At 53.3% G+C, this 15,189-nt stretch carries 17 protein-coding genes; 7 read left to right on the top strand and 10 right to left on the bottom strand.

The window, feature by feature from the left end; translation table 11 throughout:
- Nucleotides 1-7: 7 nt before the first annotated feature.
- The 4 genes from LEPIL_RS06810 to LEPIL_RS06825 form a co-directional block, all read right to left on the bottom strand.
- Nucleotides 8-550 (bottom strand): hypothetical protein, encoded by a 543-nt coding sequence (locus tag LEPIL_RS06810; RefSeq protein WP_052608214.1) that lies wholly within the window; start codon nucleotides 548-550, stop codon nucleotides 8-10.
- A gap of 507 nt (nucleotides 551-1,057) precedes the next feature.
- Complete coding sequence (locus LEPIL_RS06815; RefSeq protein ID WP_211208618.1) at nucleotides 1,058-1,621, bottom strand: hypothetical protein; 564 nt, start codon at nucleotides 1,619-1,621, stop codon at nucleotides 1,058-1,060.
- A gap of 634 nt (nucleotides 1,622-2,255) precedes the next feature.
- Complete coding sequence (locus tag LEPIL_RS06820; protein ID WP_002771221.1) at nucleotides 2,256-3,689, bottom strand: jacalin-like lectin; 1,434 nt, start codon at nucleotides 3,687-3,689, stop codon at nucleotides 2,256-2,258.
- Between the two features lie 384 nt (nucleotides 3,690-4,073).
- Nucleotides 4,074-4,358 (bottom strand): hypothetical protein, encoded by a 285-nt coding sequence (locus LEPIL_RS06825; RefSeq protein ID WP_040918400.1) that lies wholly within the window; start codon nucleotides 4,356-4,358, stop codon nucleotides 4,074-4,076.
- Nucleotides 4,359-4,408: 50 nt separating this feature from the next.
- Between LEPIL_RS06825 and LEPIL_RS06830 the strand changes: the two genes are divergently transcribed.
- Nucleotides 4,409-5,305: a formylglycine-generating enzyme family protein gene (locus LEPIL_RS06830; RefSeq protein WP_002771227.1), complete on the top strand. Its 897-nt coding sequence runs from the start codon at nucleotides 4,409-4,411 to the stop codon at nucleotides 5,303-5,305.
- 54 nt (nucleotides 5,306-5,359) lie between these two features.
- Here LEPIL_RS06830 and LEPIL_RS06835 read toward each other — a convergent pair whose 3' ends face one another.
- From LEPIL_RS06835 to LEPIL_RS06845, 3 genes are all read right to left on the bottom strand, one after another.
- Nucleotides 5,360-5,752, bottom strand: a complete 393-nt coding sequence (locus LEPIL_RS06835) for a PIN domain-containing protein (RefSeq protein WP_002771229.1) — start codon at nucleotides 5,750-5,752, stop codon at nucleotides 5,360-5,362.
- Complete coding sequence (locus LEPIL_RS06840; RefSeq protein WP_002771231.1) at nucleotides 5,749-5,958, bottom strand: type II toxin-antitoxin system VapB family antitoxin; 210 nt, start codon at nucleotides 5,956-5,958, stop codon at nucleotides 5,749-5,751. Before LEPIL_RS06840 ends, LEPIL_RS06835 begins: the two co-directional genes overlap by 4 nt.
- 63 nt (nucleotides 5,959-6,021) lie before the next feature.
- Nucleotides 6,022-6,570, bottom strand: coding sequence for a Uma2 family endonuclease (locus LEPIL_RS06845; RefSeq protein WP_002771232.1), 549 nt, complete (start codon nucleotides 6,568-6,570; stop codon nucleotides 6,022-6,024).
- 160 nt (nucleotides 6,571-6,730) lie between these two features.
- Here LEPIL_RS06845 and trpS point away from each other — a divergent pair, with 160 nt between their 5' ends.
- From trpS to rsmA, 3 genes are all read left to right on the top strand, one after another.
- Nucleotides 6,731-7,699 (top strand): tryptophan--tRNA ligase, encoded by a 969-nt coding sequence (gene trpS, locus LEPIL_RS06850; RefSeq protein WP_002771234.1) that lies wholly within the window; start codon nucleotides 6,731-6,733, stop codon nucleotides 7,697-7,699.
- 41 nt (nucleotides 7,700-7,740) lie between these two features.
- Nucleotides 7,741-9,483, top strand: a complete 1,743-nt coding sequence (locus tag LEPIL_RS06855) for a ComEC/Rec2 family competence protein (protein WP_002771235.1) — start codon at nucleotides 7,741-7,743, stop codon at nucleotides 9,481-9,483.
- A gap of 140 nt (nucleotides 9,484-9,623) precedes the next feature.
- Nucleotides 9,624-10,472, top strand: coding sequence for a 16S rRNA (adenine(1518)-N(6)/adenine(1519)-N(6))-dimethyltransferase RsmA (gene rsmA, locus LEPIL_RS06860; RefSeq protein ID WP_002771238.1), 849 nt, complete (start codon nucleotides 9,624-9,626; stop codon nucleotides 10,470-10,472).
- On the opposite strand, the gene LEPIL_RS06865 is transcribed toward rsmA, so the two are convergent.
- Both LEPIL_RS06865 and LEPIL_RS06870 read right to left on the bottom strand, forming a co-directional pair.
- Nucleotides 10,438-11,184, bottom strand: a complete 747-nt coding sequence (locus tag LEPIL_RS06865; protein WP_002771241.1) for a type 1 glutamine amidotransferase domain-containing protein — start codon at nucleotides 11,182-11,184, stop codon at nucleotides 10,438-10,440. The genes rsmA and LEPIL_RS06865 overlap by 35 nt on opposite strands.
- 65 nt (nucleotides 11,185-11,249) lie before the next feature.
- Nucleotides 11,250-12,518, bottom strand: a complete 1,269-nt coding sequence (locus LEPIL_RS06870) for an ArsB/NhaD family transporter (protein ID WP_002771243.1) — start codon at nucleotides 12,516-12,518, stop codon at nucleotides 11,250-11,252.
- Nucleotides 12,519-12,608: 90 nt separating this feature from the next.
- On the opposite strand from LEPIL_RS06870, the gene LEPIL_RS06875 reads away from it, so the two are divergent.
- Nucleotides 12,609-13,073, top strand: a complete 465-nt coding sequence (locus tag LEPIL_RS06875; protein ID WP_002771245.1) for a hypothetical protein — start codon at nucleotides 12,609-12,611, stop codon at nucleotides 13,071-13,073.
- A 515-nt stretch (nucleotides 13,074-13,588) separates the two neighbouring features.
- Complete coding sequence (locus LEPIL_RS06880) at nucleotides 13,589-14,122, top strand: gamma carbonic anhydrase family protein (protein ID WP_002771247.1); 534 nt, start codon at nucleotides 13,589-13,591, stop codon at nucleotides 14,120-14,122.
- An 86-nt stretch (nucleotides 14,123-14,208) separates the two neighbouring features.
- Here LEPIL_RS06880 and LEPIL_RS21765 read toward each other — a convergent pair whose 3' ends face one another.
- The gene (locus LEPIL_RS21765; RefSeq protein WP_002771249.1) at nucleotides 14,209-14,652 is read right to left on the bottom strand and encodes a host attachment protein; all 444 of its coding nucleotides are present in this window, start codon (nucleotides 14,650-14,652) and stop codon (nucleotides 14,209-14,211) included.
- Nucleotides 14,653-14,738: 86 nt separating this feature from the next.
- Here LEPIL_RS21765 and LEPIL_RS06890 point away from each other — a divergent pair, with 86 nt between their 5' ends.
- The gene (locus tag LEPIL_RS06890) at nucleotides 14,739-15,179 is read left to right on the top strand and encodes a DUF2752 domain-containing protein (RefSeq protein WP_002771251.1); all 441 of its coding nucleotides are present in this window, start codon (nucleotides 14,739-14,741) and stop codon (nucleotides 15,177-15,179) included.
- Nucleotides 15,180-15,189 lie beyond the last annotated feature (10 nt).

A 15,189-nucleotide genomic window follows, 5' to 3' on the forward strand; every position in this document is an offset into this window, starting at 1 on the left:
CGCTCACTCACGGTTCTGATTCCTCGTCGAGAAGCGTTGCAAGTTTTTTTTTGAGCACAAGCAAAGCCGACACTTCAGCGAGTGCCTTCTCCTTTCTGTGCAGCTCTTTTTTGAGTGCTTTGATTTCCTGTGCGGACTGATCCTTCACAGGCTTCTGTGCTGTCTTGAGGGCCTTCTCTATCTCGCTTCGCCATTCATCCAATGCCGAGCTGTGCAAGCCGTGCTCTCGAAGCCATCGGCCAAGGTCGGCTTCAGCGATCGCTCCTGCCTCAAGAAGCAGTCTCTGCTTTTCCAGAAGGGTTATATTCTGTCTGCGTGTGCGACCTGTCATAGAGCCACTTTTTGCCTCCCGTAGCCACCTGTACACCATGCTCTGATCAACGCCGTATTCTTTGCACACCGATTTAACCGGGGGTGCGTCCGGTCTCAGCAATTTTTCAAGAATCAAGCGCTTCCTTTCGTTTCCCTGTCTCATTTGTTGTTCCTCCTTCGAGGCGACAACTTCGCTGACATTTACCGTATTTGTGCTGGGCAATTCTTTGGCTGTCATTTGATAATTGAGGTTCCGGCGAGGGCGGAGAATTGACAATTATATTCCAATCGTATTCAGAATCGCAGTCTATGTGCATCGATTGGATTAGTTCAATGTAGTTTTCATATTCCTCTACTTCAAATTGAGCCAATTCCAATTCTTGTGCTTTCTGTAATTGTTTACGACGAGCTTCAAATTCCTTTTGTCGACGTCTGGATTCTCGTTCAGCTCGTTTAGCCGCTGCGTTTATAGATCTCAGTGTGCTTTTCCAGGTCATAGAGTCCTCACTTCAAGCATGGTATTCTAAAGGATTCCTTTAATAGTTGTGTTCGCTCATTGCCCATAAGGTTCTGGATTCGCCGAAGTTGTCCTGCCGCATCGCCGGCCAATTTCTCTGTCGAGCCTTCCGGATGTGCGCCATTTGAATCCTCCCAAACTGGCGTCCATCCGGACACACAAAGTGGGGAGCGCAACGAGCAAAGCGATGGTCCCCTTGCGACTCGAGAGAGGCCGATAATCGTTGGGTTAAGCATCGTGCTGCTTTTTCCGATATTTCGTACCTTTCGCAGGTCCTCTTTTCACTATATGATACTTCATTCCTTTCTTCTGTCCGGTTGTCCTTATTCGACTTCCTATCAATGGCTCAATTAGGATTTGTGCTACTCTTTGCTCCAATCCCATTGCCTGCGCGATTTCTTTTATGTTTAGTCCCTCATTTTGAGTTTTTAAAAATTGTATCAATTCTTCTCTTTTTGTTTCCAGGTAGTTGTCGATCGATGATGCTTCTCTTTTCGGGTACAGTTGTTCAAGCAAAATCGTAAGCTGGTCTTCAAGGTCCGAGAATGAATTGTATTGGATACGATCTATTCCTCTCAAATCAGAAGGAACTTCTTTCATTTCGGTCTTATCGGGATCAAGGGCTATGTACCAATTAGAGTTTGCACCCATAGCAAAGCCGAGTTCAAGAGTTACATTCGGATTCCATCCTGATATATCAAAAATAGAGTAATCCGCTGTTTGTATATAGCTGATAATTTTTTGCATAATATGCATGTTCGTTATTTTTTCATCCGCAAAAATGAATTTCACATTGTATATGGATTCTAAGCTGGAGAATATTTTGCGATAATCGCGCTTGGCATATAGGCGATATGAATAAGCCACGAAAATCTGTCGATTTATGATTCTTTTTTTTCCCATGGTAATATCCGTTTATTTCTTTGCAGCATGTCGCATAACTGGTTTTTCCCGTATTCGTGTAATCATCCCCAGACCGCATTACCCGCACCCCCCACCTTCCTGCCCAAATCCTCCCCCTCCGTCAATAGAAATTATCTACACCCCTGCCGAAACTGACAGGCCCTAACGTATCTGTAACCCAGACCAACATCCTGACACGTATACCATTTAGTATATGCGCGTGATTCCCCATCGGATCGCGCTCAATGCCTATCGATGCAGATAGCCTGGAAGAAGCTCTTCGCCTATACTGAGAATGTAACTCATATTCACCGGATTGATCACCGGCATTGATAACAGAAGAACACAGGCTCGAAATGGGCCATTGCAGCCCTGAAATGGTCGTTATACGACCGCTCGTTAGCCTCTGTTCTGCGAATGCGATGATTCGCAATGCCTCTGCTCTTTTTCGAATGAGGGTTATTCTAAAACCACCCGCCGATCCGCTTTTCAGGGAATCGACGGGCAACCATCAAAATCAGACTCAATTCACCGGCGCATAAATCATGCCCAGCTTATCGACCTCGGCTCCGCTGCGGCCGTGAAAGCCGACGATGCTCCAGCCGGACGGGGCGCTGTAAACGACGCAGCTTCCAGTCGTTGATCCGCCCGTGAGCGTGCGGCCGGTCGATGTCGTGAATCTCGCATAGAAGATGCGGGTATGGCCATTCTTCTGTGCGCTGCAGAGCCGGGCGCTCTGAACGTATTCGCCTGCGTTAAGCGTCAGGGACATCGCAGTTCCGCCGGAGCCGCCGTGTTGCAGCGTCGTGCCGTCGTTTAACTGAATCGATACGGCGTCGATGCGCGATCCGGCGCGAAGTGAGATCGTCTGCACGGTCGTATTCGGCGCGATGTTATCGACGTCGTTAAAGGCCGTTCCATGCGGACCGCCGAACGCATCGCTGAATTGGAGCGGCTTGAGTAGCGTATAGCTGAATACGGTGGACAGGGCATAGTGATCTGAAAGCGGAACGCCGCTGACGGGATGCACGAAGCGGGCGTCTTCGGTTAAGAAACTCGTCGCCTGTAGCGAGATATACGAATTACCGCGAAACAGGATCTTATCGACGACCTCGCAGCCGGGGCTTGTGCGGTGGCCTTCGCAGTCCGTCAACGCATCGGCGCCCTGTACGGGATACGATCCTCCGCGGATCAGCTGAATCCAGGCGTCCTGAAAGCCGTGCTCGATCAGCTCTCTGATGTTGTCGCCCGCTCGCGTATAACGCGTATTCGTATCGCCCATGACGATGACGGCGTTGCCCTGTGAGTTCGCCTCGATAAAGGCGACCAGCTGCGAGATGTTCGCCCGCCGTGCGGCGAGATCGGGATCGGTAGAACCGGCATTCGTATGCACGTTATAGAAGTCGATGCATACGCCCGGAGCGACCGTATGCCTGGAGAGCGTGAAGCCCTTCGGCGTAAGACAGTCCGTTCCGTTGCACTGATTCCAGTCGACGCGCTGAAAGTCCGTGAAGTCGAAGTAGGCGAGCGTATTCATGCCGTCGCCGATTCCCATGCCGCCGCTTGTCGCTGTGCGATACGGATGCACGTCCGTCGCATACAGGCTTGCATGATAGTTGAAGTCCTCCTGCACGTGAACGACATCAAACGGCGAGAGCAGCGGCCCTATATACGGCGTGTTCTCGGATGGGTTGGAGCTTGAGAAGGGCTCGAGCAATCCGGCAACGTTATACGTGAGCACGGTGAACTGATTTCCCCCATCCGTCATGCTCAGCGACTGCAGGCTGTGGGCGCCGATGGCGGACTCCTGGTCTGACCCGGATGACTGGATCAGACCGAGCAGGGCCTGGCTATCGCTCTCGCTCGCCCTCTGACAGGACGCCAGCAGCGCAAGCGCCAGCCATCCGAAGATTCGTTTCTTCCTTGTAGTTTTCATCATACTTTCTATCGTTTTCATCTTTTTTTCTCTTGGATTTCCTTTTGAGTTTTCGTTTGAACACCTGTTCGCTCCCGGCCGGGCCGGTAGATGCAGCGTTTGTGAAACAAAGGGAAAAATCCGTCAATCAAATATTCAACATTTGTTTGGTTTCGTGAGCTATTCAATTATCGGTGAGGCAATGGTATAGCCGGAACTTCATTTATTGGCAGTCGATCGGCTGAAATGAGAGGGTGGGTGCAACGGAATTGCTGAGGAATTACGGAATATGTATATCGTCCGGATCTCTTCTTACATCCCAGAAAAACAGGATTTCGATCTGCTGAGCGTATTTCTTAGAGCCGTTTCTTTCGGTCCAGTAAGCATAGGTGGAGATCTTTTGAGTTAAAGCTGTTTCAGACCAGATTAACTTCTGAACCATTGATCAACCTTAGAATCAGCCTCTTCTTCGGAGTAGAATTTTCCGCTTTCGATTTCGCTGATGCCTTTTGCAATGCCGGATTTAACGGACTCAGGCAGAGGCGTATTCTGATTTCCAGTAATATTCAGAATGATATCCTGAATGAAAACCAATGTCTCTTCGTTTTCAATGGCATTGATTTCTTCGAGGATGGTGCTTTTTATCGACCGGCCACTCATACGTCTAATGAAGGCTGAACCCGCCGAGAATGTCAAACGAAAAGAATCCATTTCTCCAATTCTCATTGCAAGCCTCGCTTCCCTCAAAAAGATATATCAGCATGTTCTACCGTTCCGCCCCGCCGCTCTTCCTGCTTTCCATTCTTCTCGGACTCTGGAGCTCCTGCGCTCCGGCTATTTCGCGTCCGTCATCCGCTGAGGAGTGTCCGTCTGACGTGCCTGCCGATATGGCCTGCATCCCCGGCGGACGCTTTCTTCTTGGCAGTAACGAGACGGACTGGAAGAAAGAGAACTGGGATCTCTCTTCGTTTGCCGAGCACACGGTAGAGCTCTCGACATTCTTACTTGATAAATACGAGGTTACGACGGAGCAGTATCAGGCCTGCGTCGCTGCCGGCCGGTGTGAGCGTCAGTTAACGAATTATCCGCATCTGCGTGAGCAGAAGATGCCGCAGATGAAGGTGAACTGGTATCAGGCGCAGGCCTACTGCAAGGCGCAGGGCAAACGGTTACCCACCGAGGCAGAGTTCGAAGCGGCATCAAGAGGGCCGGACGGCGAAACACATCCCTGGGGCAATGCGCCTGCTACGTGTCAATATGCCATTATTAAAGACGACACAGGCCGCGGATGCAAGGGCCATAAGGCGCCAGGCTGGCATGCAACGCCCGAGAACTTTCGCGAAACGGGCGCCACGTGGGATGTCGGCTCAAAGGGAGCGTATCGTTACGGCCTCTATGATATGTCGGGTAACGCTCAGGAGTGGGTGTCGGATTGGTTTGCTCCGACGCTTGAAGCATGTGGAGAGGCCTGTCAGGGCAAAGATCCGCAGGGGCCATGCGCCGGCGCCGATCATTGTCCGGGCTTTGACGAGAAGCTTGTTAAAGGCGGCTCATGGTACTGGGGGCCGATTGCCGCGCGGGCTGCAGCGAGGCGTCCGCATTTTCCGAAGAACCAGCCTATTCATCATTTTGGATTTCGATGCGCGAAGTCGATCTGAGGTCAAGGCAGCAGAAATCCGACGAATAAGCATACGGCAGCGAGGCGGAGTTGTTCAGGACATATCGACTTGCAGCTTTATCTTCTTTTCGAGAAGACGTAAGTGCTTATCCAGTGTATCAATCTTTACATTGTGAAATGCTGCTATGGAAAAGATGATCAAATCAATAGACGGCACCGTGAGCCCAGCCGCACGACTCAAATCCGCAACCCGATAGCTAAGTTTGAAGACTTCAGAAGTGCAGGGAAGGATTGGGACCGACTGCTCAATCTTTGCAATCTGCTTTCTTTCCTCTCTTCCTTTCACTCCGTTCCATAGCTCAAGAAGGATGGGCTCTGCGATGCGGGCTTCACCGGAGATCAGATGATCGGCTACCCTGGCCTGTGCTTCTGCATTGCCATTTACACGTAAGAATTCAATCCACACTGAGCTATCGATAAGAATCACGATCTTTCTGCCTCACGCAGTTCTCGTAGCTCCTCCTGAGAAATGAGCGTTTTCAGGCTGCCTTTCATACTGGCCAGGTCAGCCATCTTTTTTCGATTGAGATAATCTGTCAGAGCGGTTAAAATCGCCTCTCTTTTAGTGGAAGTGTCAGAATATTTTATTACTTCATTGAGAATATCATCAGGAATATCAATCGTTGTCTTCATAAGGTTAATGTAGCCATATTCTTAAACGTTGCAAGCAGAAATTCGCGGCTTATCGGGCTAGGTCTAAAAACTGATATCTTCGTATGCCGCCGCTCGCTCCAGTTTGATATTCAACGAAGCAAGGGTAACGCTGTCGCTACTGGCCGTCTGTATCCATCCTGCATCTGCTCGTCGAAAAAGCTCGAAGCCCGGTTCATTCTGAGCGACGAGCAGATATTCCTGAAGGCTTTCAATGGTTTTATAACGTTCGAACTTGATCGTCCGGTCGGTCTTTTCTGTGGAATCTGAAAGAACTTCGACAATGAGCGTCGGATTCATCAGCGTATCATACTCGTCTGCAAATTGCGGTGGTCCGCAGACGATGACGATATCAGGATACGTATACGCCTGCCAGCTTTTGACGCGGACATCAAGCATCACCGGCTTGCAGTCCGATCCCTTCAGAGCCTGTCTGAAGAAGGCAAAGAGGTTCCCGACGATCTCGGTATGCCTGTAGCTTGCGCCGGCCATGGCATAGATCTCGCCGTCATAGTACTCGCTTTTGTATTCTGCCTGGTTTTCTACCAGCAGATACTCTTCAGGAGTAAATCTGCGTCGCTGTGATGCGTGCATGGCTGTTTATTACGCATTGCCTCGTTCCTGTCAATACGGAATGAATGTTGCAGTCGACATCAGCCAGCGGGCCGGGCGCGCTGGCACCGGCGATTTTCTCATGGTCGGCTCGCGTGCAGTTTTTGCCTGACAGAGAGAGCGCCCGACAATTTCTGTTCCCATGCGCATCCTATCCGGCATTCAACCCAGCGGCCGTCCGCATCTCGGTAACTACTTCTCTATGATGAAGCGGATGCTGGAATACCAGGAGACAAGCGAGCTTTTCTGCTTCGTCGCAAGCTATCATGCGATGACGACGGTGGAGAAGGGAGAGGATCTTGCGCGAAACATCGAAGGCGTCGTGCTCGACTTCCTGGCGCTGGGCATGGATCCGAACCGGTCGACGTTCTGGGTGCAGAGCGACGTGCCCGAGGTGACCGAGCTCACCTGGATTCTCTCGATGCAGATCACCGTGCCGCAGCTGGAGCTTGCGCATTCGTTTAAAGATAAGGTGGCGCAGGGCATCATCCCCTCGGGCGGGCTTTTTATTTATCCGATTCTCATGGCCGCCGACATCCTCGCCTTTCGATCTGAGAAGGTGCCGGTCGGTAAAGACCAGAAGCAGCATCTTGAGTTCACGCGAGATATCGCCCGCCGTTTCAATAACGTCTATGGCGACATCCTCACGATGCCCGAGGCCGACATCAGCGAAGACGTCGCCGTCGTGCCCGGCCTTGACGGGCGCAAGATGAGCAAGAGTTATAAAAATACCATCGATTTCTTTGCCTCCGAGAAGGATCTGAAGAAGGCCGTGAGTTCGATCATCACCGACTCAAAGGGCGTGGACGATGTAAAAGAGCCCGAAGGCCCTCTCTATGACATCTATTCTCTCTTTCTTGACGAAGACGGACGCAAGGCGCTGGCCGATCGCTTTCGCACGCCGGGCACCGGCTACGGACATATTAAGATGGATCTCTTAAAGGCCATCCTCGAACATTTCGGCGAGGCCCGCGAGCGTCGCGCCACTCTGGAAAAGGACCCCGATACGGTGCGCGACATGCTCGCTGCCGGAGCGAAGAAGGCAAGGGCGGTCGCCGCTCCTCTGCTCGAAGATGTGCGAAAAGCGACCGGACTGCGCTACATGCGCTAATTTTTTTCTAACAGATCGAGCAAGTCCGCACCCATACGGGTATGAGTCCTACCCGTATTCTGAAAGCCGTCTTGCTTGCTCTCACGCTTCTTCTGCTCTGGTGGGCCGATCCGATCGCCGCTCGCTCGTCCGCTCCGTCTGCGGTCTTTCTCTGGGCGGCCTTCCTTTTACTGTGTATAACGGTGCCGCTTTATCTCTGGCCGTCGGTTCGCTGGTTGCCTGCGCGACGCTCCGTGCTGTTCCTGTTGCCGCTCTTTCTTGCGCTGCTTGGCTTTACGACTCGAGACTGGAAGGCGCCTGATGCGGCGCCCGACGTCTGGATGAATCCGCCACAGCGCGCGGCGCTTTCTGCTGAGCTGAAGATCGTAAAAGAGATTCGTCCCGGGCTTGTGCTGGCCGACGTGCGCCTGACCTCGATCGAGCATTTTACGGGGCGCTGGGTGCGCATCCCGGGGCGACGCAAGAAGGTACGCACGGCGAACTATATCGAGCCCGTGACGCATTCTTCGTTTCCCGTCGCCGTGCAGACACGCAAAGACGAGATGCCCCGGGTCGGATGCACGTTAGCCGTCAGGCTTACGCCGAAGTACTTTCCGAAACGGCTCGAAGGGGATTATCTGGCCTCGCTGCGTTATCAGGGAGCTTCTTCGTATATGCGTCTTGCTCCCTGGCTCATACAATCGAAGTCATGCGAGGTCGTCGATCCAAAAGCAGAATGGAAGGCCGCTCTGATTGAGCTGGTGACGAAAGAACACGGGCATCCTTTTTTACAGGAGAAGATCCGTTTTTCAAAAGAGGCCGAAGGCGTCGCTCTTGGAATGCTTACGGGCAAGTCAGGCTGGATGGATCGCGATACAAAATCGACGGCGGCCGGCCTCGGGATTCTACATCTCTTTGCCGCAAGCGGCCTGCATCTGGGCATCCTTTACGCCGTACTTTACTGGCCGCTTTCAAAACTGTTCGGGCCGAAGCACGGCCTGGCCACCGCTCCGCCGTTAGTCGTCGCCGCCGCCTACGTATGGCTGCTTGATTTTCCCGTTTCGCTGGTGCGCGCCTTCTGTTTCGTCAGTCTCTTTGCTCTGCGCAGCTTCGTTCACCGACGTATCGTGACGATCGATCATCTGATCAATACGGCTCTGTTAACCGCCCTTTTCTTTCCCGATTCGATGATCAGCCTTTCGGCGCTGCTTTCTTTCTCGGCTGTCGGCGGCATCCTCTTTCTTTTTGAGCCGATCAACGGTCTTTTCAAGGCCAATCTTAAGAAAAGGCCTGTGCCCTTTATCATTCGTATTCCGTCTGCGATCGTCCATTTCTTCAGGCAGCAGGGGCAGATCAGTTTTGCCGCCTCTCTTCCCGTAACGCCCTGGATACTGCTTTTCTTTCGTTCGTATGCCTTTCTTTCTCCGTTTGCGAATATGGTCATCGTGCCCATGGCCGGTATTCTTTTGCCGCTTCTGTTCGTTTCGGTTTTCAGCGGATTCCTCGCCGCCGATACATGGCCCGATCGTCTGCTCTGGTTCGTTACAGTGAACGGATTTGATCTGATGCTTCTCGTGATGAATCGATTCAATATGCCCGCATTCTTCGTGCGTTTCGAAGAGATTGCTCCCGTTGCGGTGATGAGCTTTGTTCTGCTTGTGGGGACCGTTATCGTGCTTGCACTCTATAAACGGGAACGCATCTCGAAGCTGACGGCGTTGGCGGCCGTGTTGCTCTTCTTCTCTCTCACCGGGCCGATGGGATTTCTCGTCTTGCGTGCAATTGAGCGAATGGTCGACGGATGAAGTTAGAGCCAGTCTACGCAGACAGCCAACCCGTAAACTGAGGTAGCAAGGTGAGCGGCCGGCGAATGAACGCAGGTGGCGAGGTCTTACATTGGACGTTATTTGATTGAGCGACATCGCCTGCTCCGGATTCTGCCGTCGTGTATCCTTATTATAGCAGGGATCGAATCCAGGCCGATCTTCGCGAGCTGGGCGGAGCGATTCGCAAGTCAATGGGCCAGAACTTCCTGATTGATCCCAACACGATCGATCGATTGGTTCGTCCGGTTCACGAGGCGCTTCAGACATGCAGCGAGCCTTCGGTGATTGAGATCGGGCCTGGACTCGGAGCGCTGACTCATCGCCTGATCGAATATGCTCCCGTAACGGCGCTTGAGCTGGACCCCATGCTTGCGACGCTTCTGCGGCGACAGTTTGAGGGACAGGCAAACTTCATGCTGATCGAAGGCGATGCGCGTCGCACGCTTGCCGGGTTAACAGCGCCCGTGCTCTGCGGAAACCTTCCCTACTATATAACGACCGAGCTGATTCTTGAAAGCCTGAGCGTGCCCGGAGTGCAGCATCTTTTCTTTCTGGTACAGACGGAGTTTGCGAAGCGTGCCTGTGCGAAGACGGCCGAGAGCTCGTTTACGGTTTTTCTGCGCAACTTCGGCGAAGTGAAACTGCTTGAGCGCGTGCCCGCCTCCTGTTTTTATCCCGTGCCCTCGGTGGAGTCGTCTTTTTTTACGGTGCAGTTATACGAAGAGCGCGCACCGGCCGCTATTCTTGAAAAGCTACTTCGCATGAGCTATCGCAGCAAACGCAAGAAGATCCGTAATTCCTGGCGGGTGGGGGAGGCGCTGCTTCCCGTTGAAACAGTCGAAGATCTGGCGCCCTCTGCCGGTATCGATGCCGAGAAACGACCCGAAGAGATTGCCATCGAAGCCTATCATACGCTCGCACGTCTGATAGCGGCTAACGTCGTAGTAGATCCAGAAAGGCATGCGTAAAACTATAGACGTCGCCAGGCCATCGTGCCGTAATCAGGTTTCCGTCACGCACGCAGAATCCACGATTCCGATGACTTTCGCTATCCCGGGCAAGGGCTGTCGGGCCTTCCTCAAACTGATCCGGTGAGGCAAGAAAGGACATCACCTCGTCCTGCGTCGTCGTTTTGGGATAGGTGCGATAGTAGTTACCCAGCCAGAGGCCCGTCATATAGTATGCCGCCATCTCCTGTTTACGAAGCAGGCAGGTCAAGCGCCGATGCCTGACGACCGAGATGCCCGATTCATCTCTTGAACGGGCAAGAAGCAGCACACCGTGACAGATGGCTCCGACGGGCTTATTCTGTTTCATGAAATCGACTACAAGGCGTTGCAGCACTGCGGATTCGAGATAGGGTCGCATACCGGGCGCATGTCCGCCATGCAGGATCAGACCATCGAAGTCATCGGCCCGCAAATCGGAATAAAGCCTCGGGTTGCGATACTCCGAAAGCTCCATCATCTCTTTACAGGCAAGCACGGCATCCTTACGAGCTACAAGAACCGGTTTCCAGATGCCTAACCCTTTTCCGTCAAGCATGCGCGAATCGGGCAGGGCAGGCCTGCCGTCGGCTGTGGCAAAGCAGACCTGAAATCCGGCCTGTCTTAATAGCCGGGCGGGAATCGCTGCCTCAGTCGGATCAAAGTCCTGAGAAGATAACGGCATAAGAATCATGAATCCCTCTCATCACGCTCATTCTCTTTTTTACAGGTAGCGTCGTAACAACTCTAATGCGGCCATCAAAACGGTCGATCGAGAAAAAGAAAGGCAAGAGCCGCTCCGACAAGCGCCATCGAAAGGCCCCAGAGCAACAGCTTGCGAAAGAGAACAGAACGTGCTTCGGCGCCGACCGGAGCCGAGGCAATACACAGCGCTCCGAGCGTGGAGAGCGGACTGACATCGACCATGTGCGACCCGGCGCAGATGGCAACGGCCAGATCGACCGGATCGGTCACACCCGTCTGATTCATAATCTCGGGAATCATCGGCACGAAGGCCGGCATGATCACGCCGCTTGAAGAGCTGAAGGCTGAGGCGATGCCCGTGAGAAGGGCCAGGACGGCATTGATCGTATGGGGGCCTGAGATATCGGCGATCAATCCGACAAGCAACGTCAGGCCGCCGCTTGCCTCAAGCACCGAGATCAGAATCGCTATGCCGGTAAGAAGGAAGATCGCATCCCACGGTAGATCTTTCAGAGATGCGCGATGACGATCGGCGCCAAGCAACCACAGAACGGCCACAAGCACGAAGGCGACCGGACCGACGGAAAGCTGAAAGACAAGCACAAGCACGATTAACGTAACGATGGCGAAAATCGTTAACCATTGCGGACGATTGATGGGGCGACTGATGTGCGCTGTCTCTGGAACTGGATGCTTGAGCGTGCTCCAATCCGAAAAAAGCAGTACGGCGCCAAGAGCGGTAATCGACTGCAGGCCGGCCGTCGCCCCGAAGATGCGCAGCGGTATCAGCGGATCGGCAATACCGATCTTCTGTAGAAGGCCCGTGCTGATGATGCCGGTTGGCGCGACGGGCGAGAAGGCGCCGGCGTTGGCGCCCGTGCAGATCAGGATGGCCATGAGCAGCGGTGAAACGCCGGCACGTACGGCGAGCGCCATGCCCGACGGTGCAAGCAGAGCGGCGGCGGCGATATTACCCGGACCGATGGCCGAGAGAAGCACGGCAAGAAAGAAATAGATGATGGGCAGCAGAGCGGCCCGTCCCCTGGCCAGGCGCAGGAAAAGGGCGGTGATACGTTCGAGTGTGCCGTTTTTATCGGCAATGGCGAAGAGCAGGGTGATGCCGATCAGCATGAGAAACAGGTTATCGGGAAACCCCTTCGCAATCCCGGCGGGGTCGACGGTTCCCGTCAGAAATCCGACAAGATAGGCGGCGGCGATAGCCAGGATGCCTGCGTTGATGCGCGGTAGAAGCGAGCCGGCCAGGAGAACGAGTAAAAGAGCTATTAACGAAAAGACAGCAGACCAGCTTCCCATCATTTCCATGCACGGATCGTATCATAGATACCGGGCGCAGAAAAGCATTTTTCGCCGATCTTTTCGTCGACACGGACGGCGCAGGTCTGAAAGAGGTTCATGTCCTTCCGCTTCAGACTGACCGATAAGGAATTCGCAAAACTCACGCTGCAGATGTACTACCGCAAGCCGTTAACATTGCTTGTCTTGCTCTTTGTTCCCGTCTATGTCGGCTACATCGTCATCAACGTACCGCTCAACGATATCAATCAGATTCTACCGCTGGCTATCCTGCCGATCTTCGTGCTCTTCGTCCTGCCCATGTCGGTATGGCAGGGAGCGATGCGCACGTATCAGAATACGCCGGCGCTCAGCGAAGAGATGCATATCAACGTTTCATCCGATAAGATAACGATTGAAACGGTAAGCAAGGTCGTCGAGCATCAGCGATCGGATCTGCGTCGGGTGCTGAATCTTTCGGGCGCGAAGGTGCTTGTTTTTGGCCCCGGTCACCTGGTACCGATTCCAAAACGCATCCTGGGCCAGGCCGAAATAAGCTTCCTTGATTCTCTGCAAAAGAAGTAAGCGGCCTGAGGCTACAGAAGCTGCTCAACGAATAAGCTAACCACTGAGGTCTCTGAGGGCGCGGAGAAAATTAGGTAAGAGAGTCAGCACTCTTGCACGTTCGGTTTGCCGTTCGCGATTTTCGCGGTCAACAATTTCTTTCATTGAGGTTTAAACTTCTGTTGCAGAGAGTGGAACTCAAGAGGAAGATTAGTTCCACATGAGCAGCCCCCCAATGCTTTCTCCGCTCACCCTCCGCGTCCTTTGAGCCCTCCGCGGTTCCTTCTGGTTTTCTTTTCGCGTCTTTCGTGATTTTCGCGGTCAACAAATTCTTCGATGGATCTGCAGACTCCCGTCGCGGGGCGTGGGACTCCACAGGCTGATTAGTTCCACATGAATAGCCCCCCAATGCTTTCTCCGCTTTGTTTTTCTCCGCATCCTCTGAGCCCTCCGCGGTTTATTCTTCTTGAATTATCCGCCTATCGCGGCCCCTCATAATGCGTTGACAGCACTGTCTATTGGAACGCTCTAACCCTATGATCTATCGCTTTCATGATCGCCTTCCCGATATTGCCCCCGATGTCTTTATCGCACAGTCCGCCGATGTGATCGGCCGCGTGAAGATTGGCGCCGGCTCGGGCATCTGGTTCGGATGTCTGATTCGCGGCGATGTAGACGAGATCACGATCGGCGAGCGGACGAATATCCAAGATCTCTCCATCGTTCATGTGACGGGCGGTAAATACCCGACAATCATCGGCGACGACTGCACGCTCGGGCACCGGGTTACCGTGCACGGAGCACGGCTGAAGAACCATGCCTTTCTGGGCATCGGTTCAACGGTGATGGATGATTGTGAGATCGGCGAGTTTGCCATGCTGGCCGCAGGTAGCCTTCTGCCGCCCGGCAAGAGCATTCCCGACGGCATGCTTGCGATGGGATCACCGGCGAAGGTGATCCGGCCGATCAGCGACGCCGAGCGCGAGATGATTCTGCGTATACCGCAAACGTATGCCCGCCTTGCACAGGAATATCGAAACGCCGAACTGGTGCAGCCCGTGCAGCGTTGAAGCAGTGGAAAGTTAACAGAACGAGCTCGGCCGGATCGTTCCGGCCGATGACTCCGCTCTTTTGTTCGATCTACACAGGAGCGTGATTAAAAGGGAAGCTCCTCCTTCAGATGCTCATGAATCTCCGTATCAGGGATGCCTTTCAGATTCTTCTGAATCCAGATGATGTTCATTCCTCCCGATGCACCGTTAAGCTTTTCTTTCATGTAGCCTGTAAACCGTGGGCCGGCGCAGATATAGATCGCTTCACCTGCTCGCCCCGAACAATTCTGCTGCAGATACTGGCAGATTTCCGCTGCGAAGCGTTTATTCTCGACGACGGTGGGGTCGGTATCGCGCTCCATCTTATGACGTCCCGTGCCTGCGCTATCGTAAGAAATCCCCTCTGCGTCGGCATAGAAATCCTTGCCCTTCAAACGCCCTTCCGGATGATCCATCCTGTGAACGAGTTGAAACGGCCTTCCTTTTCCATTCGGAACGAAAAACCTTGCTTCGGCCCGATTCGCAACTACTATCCATTTCCGATTCATGCCTTCGACGCTCAGCGAAGCGTGCAATTCCGTCAAGAACTCTGCCCGATTTTGTTCGAAAACTTTAAGAGATACCGGAACGTACGATGAAGCTGCGCGATCTGCAGATCCTTTCTTCGGGGTATCTTCTTATATCTCTTCTTCCGGCGCCCGGAGGCTTCAGCCTGTGTCTGTTTTACAATACAACCGGCCATCCCTGTCCTGGATGCGGTATGACAAGAGCGATCCATCACATCGTGACCGGCGACCTGATAAAAGCGGCCGTCTATCATCCCGTTTCCTTTGCTCTGCTTCCCGTTCTGCTCTTCTTTGTCGCCACAATCTTTGTGCGTCCGGCTGCCCGTCTTTATAATGAGAACAAGAAGCTGTTCGCAGCAGGGATCGGCCTCGGCGCGATCATCCTGCTTGTCTACGGTATCATGCGCTGGGCCGTTGCTGCCGGCGCCTTTCCCGAGCTGGAGCCTCATTTTGCGCAGTTTCACGAGCCTGTTTTGCTCAGGCAGCTCCTGCATCCGTTTTTCCATTGACCGCAGAGCT

It is taken from the genome of Leptonema illini DSM 21528 (genome assembly GCF_000243335.1).
Lineage (GTDB): Bacteria > Spirochaetota > Leptospiria > Leptospirales > Leptonemataceae > Leptonema > Leptonema illini.

Excerpts from the sequence above, each read along its gene's own strand:
- LEPIL_RS06810 (WP_052608214.1), bottom strand. The coding sequence starts at position 550 with ATGACAGCCAAAGAATTGCCCAGCACAAATACGGTAAATGTCAGCGAA.
- LEPIL_RS06820 (WP_002771221.1), bottom strand. The coding sequence starts at position 3,689 with ATGAAAACGATAGAAAGTATGATGAAAACTACAAGGAAGAAACGAATC.
- LEPIL_RS06825 (WP_040918400.1), bottom strand. The coding sequence starts at position 4,358 with ATGGATTCTTTTCGTTTGACATTCTCGGCGGGTTCAGCCTTCATTAGA.
- LEPIL_RS06830 (WP_002771227.1), top strand. The coding sequence starts at position 4,409 with ATGTTCTACCGTTCCGCCCCGCCGCTCTTCCTGCTTTCCATTCTTCTC.
- LEPIL_RS06840 (WP_002771231.1), bottom strand. The coding sequence starts at position 5,958 with ATGAAGACAACGATTGATATTCCTGATGATATTCTCAATGAAGTAATA.
- LEPIL_RS06845 (WP_002771232.1), bottom strand. The coding sequence starts at position 6,570 with ATGCACGCATCACAGCGACGCAGATTTACTCCTGAAGAGTATCTGCTG.
- trpS (WP_002771234.1), top strand. The coding sequence starts at position 6,731 with ATGCGCATCCTATCCGGCATTCAACCCAGCGGCCGTCCGCATCTCGGT.
- LEPIL_RS06855 (WP_002771235.1), top strand. The coding sequence starts at position 7,741 with ATGAGTCCTACCCGTATTCTGAAAGCCGTCTTGCTTGCTCTCACGCTT.
- LEPIL_RS06865 (WP_002771241.1), bottom strand. The coding sequence starts at position 11,184 with ATGATTCTTATGCCGTTATCTTCTCAGGACTTTGATCCGACTGAGGCA.
- LEPIL_RS06870 (WP_002771243.1), bottom strand. The coding sequence starts at position 12,518 with ATGGAAATGATGGGAAGCTGGTCTGCTGTCTTTTCGTTAATAGCTCTT.
- LEPIL_RS06875 (WP_002771245.1), top strand. The coding sequence starts at position 12,609 with ATGTCCTTCCGCTTCAGACTGACCGATAAGGAATTCGCAAAACTCACG.
- LEPIL_RS06880 (WP_002771247.1), top strand. The coding sequence starts at position 13,589 with ATGATCTATCGCTTTCATGATCGCCTTCCCGATATTGCCCCCGATGTC.
- LEPIL_RS21765 (WP_002771249.1), bottom strand. The coding sequence starts at position 14,652 with ATGAATCGGAAATGGATAGTAGTTGCGAATCGGGCCGAAGCAAGGTTT.
- LEPIL_RS06890 (WP_002771251.1), top strand. The coding sequence starts at position 14,739 with ATGAAGCTGCGCGATCTGCAGATCCTTTCTTCGGGGTATCTTCTTATA.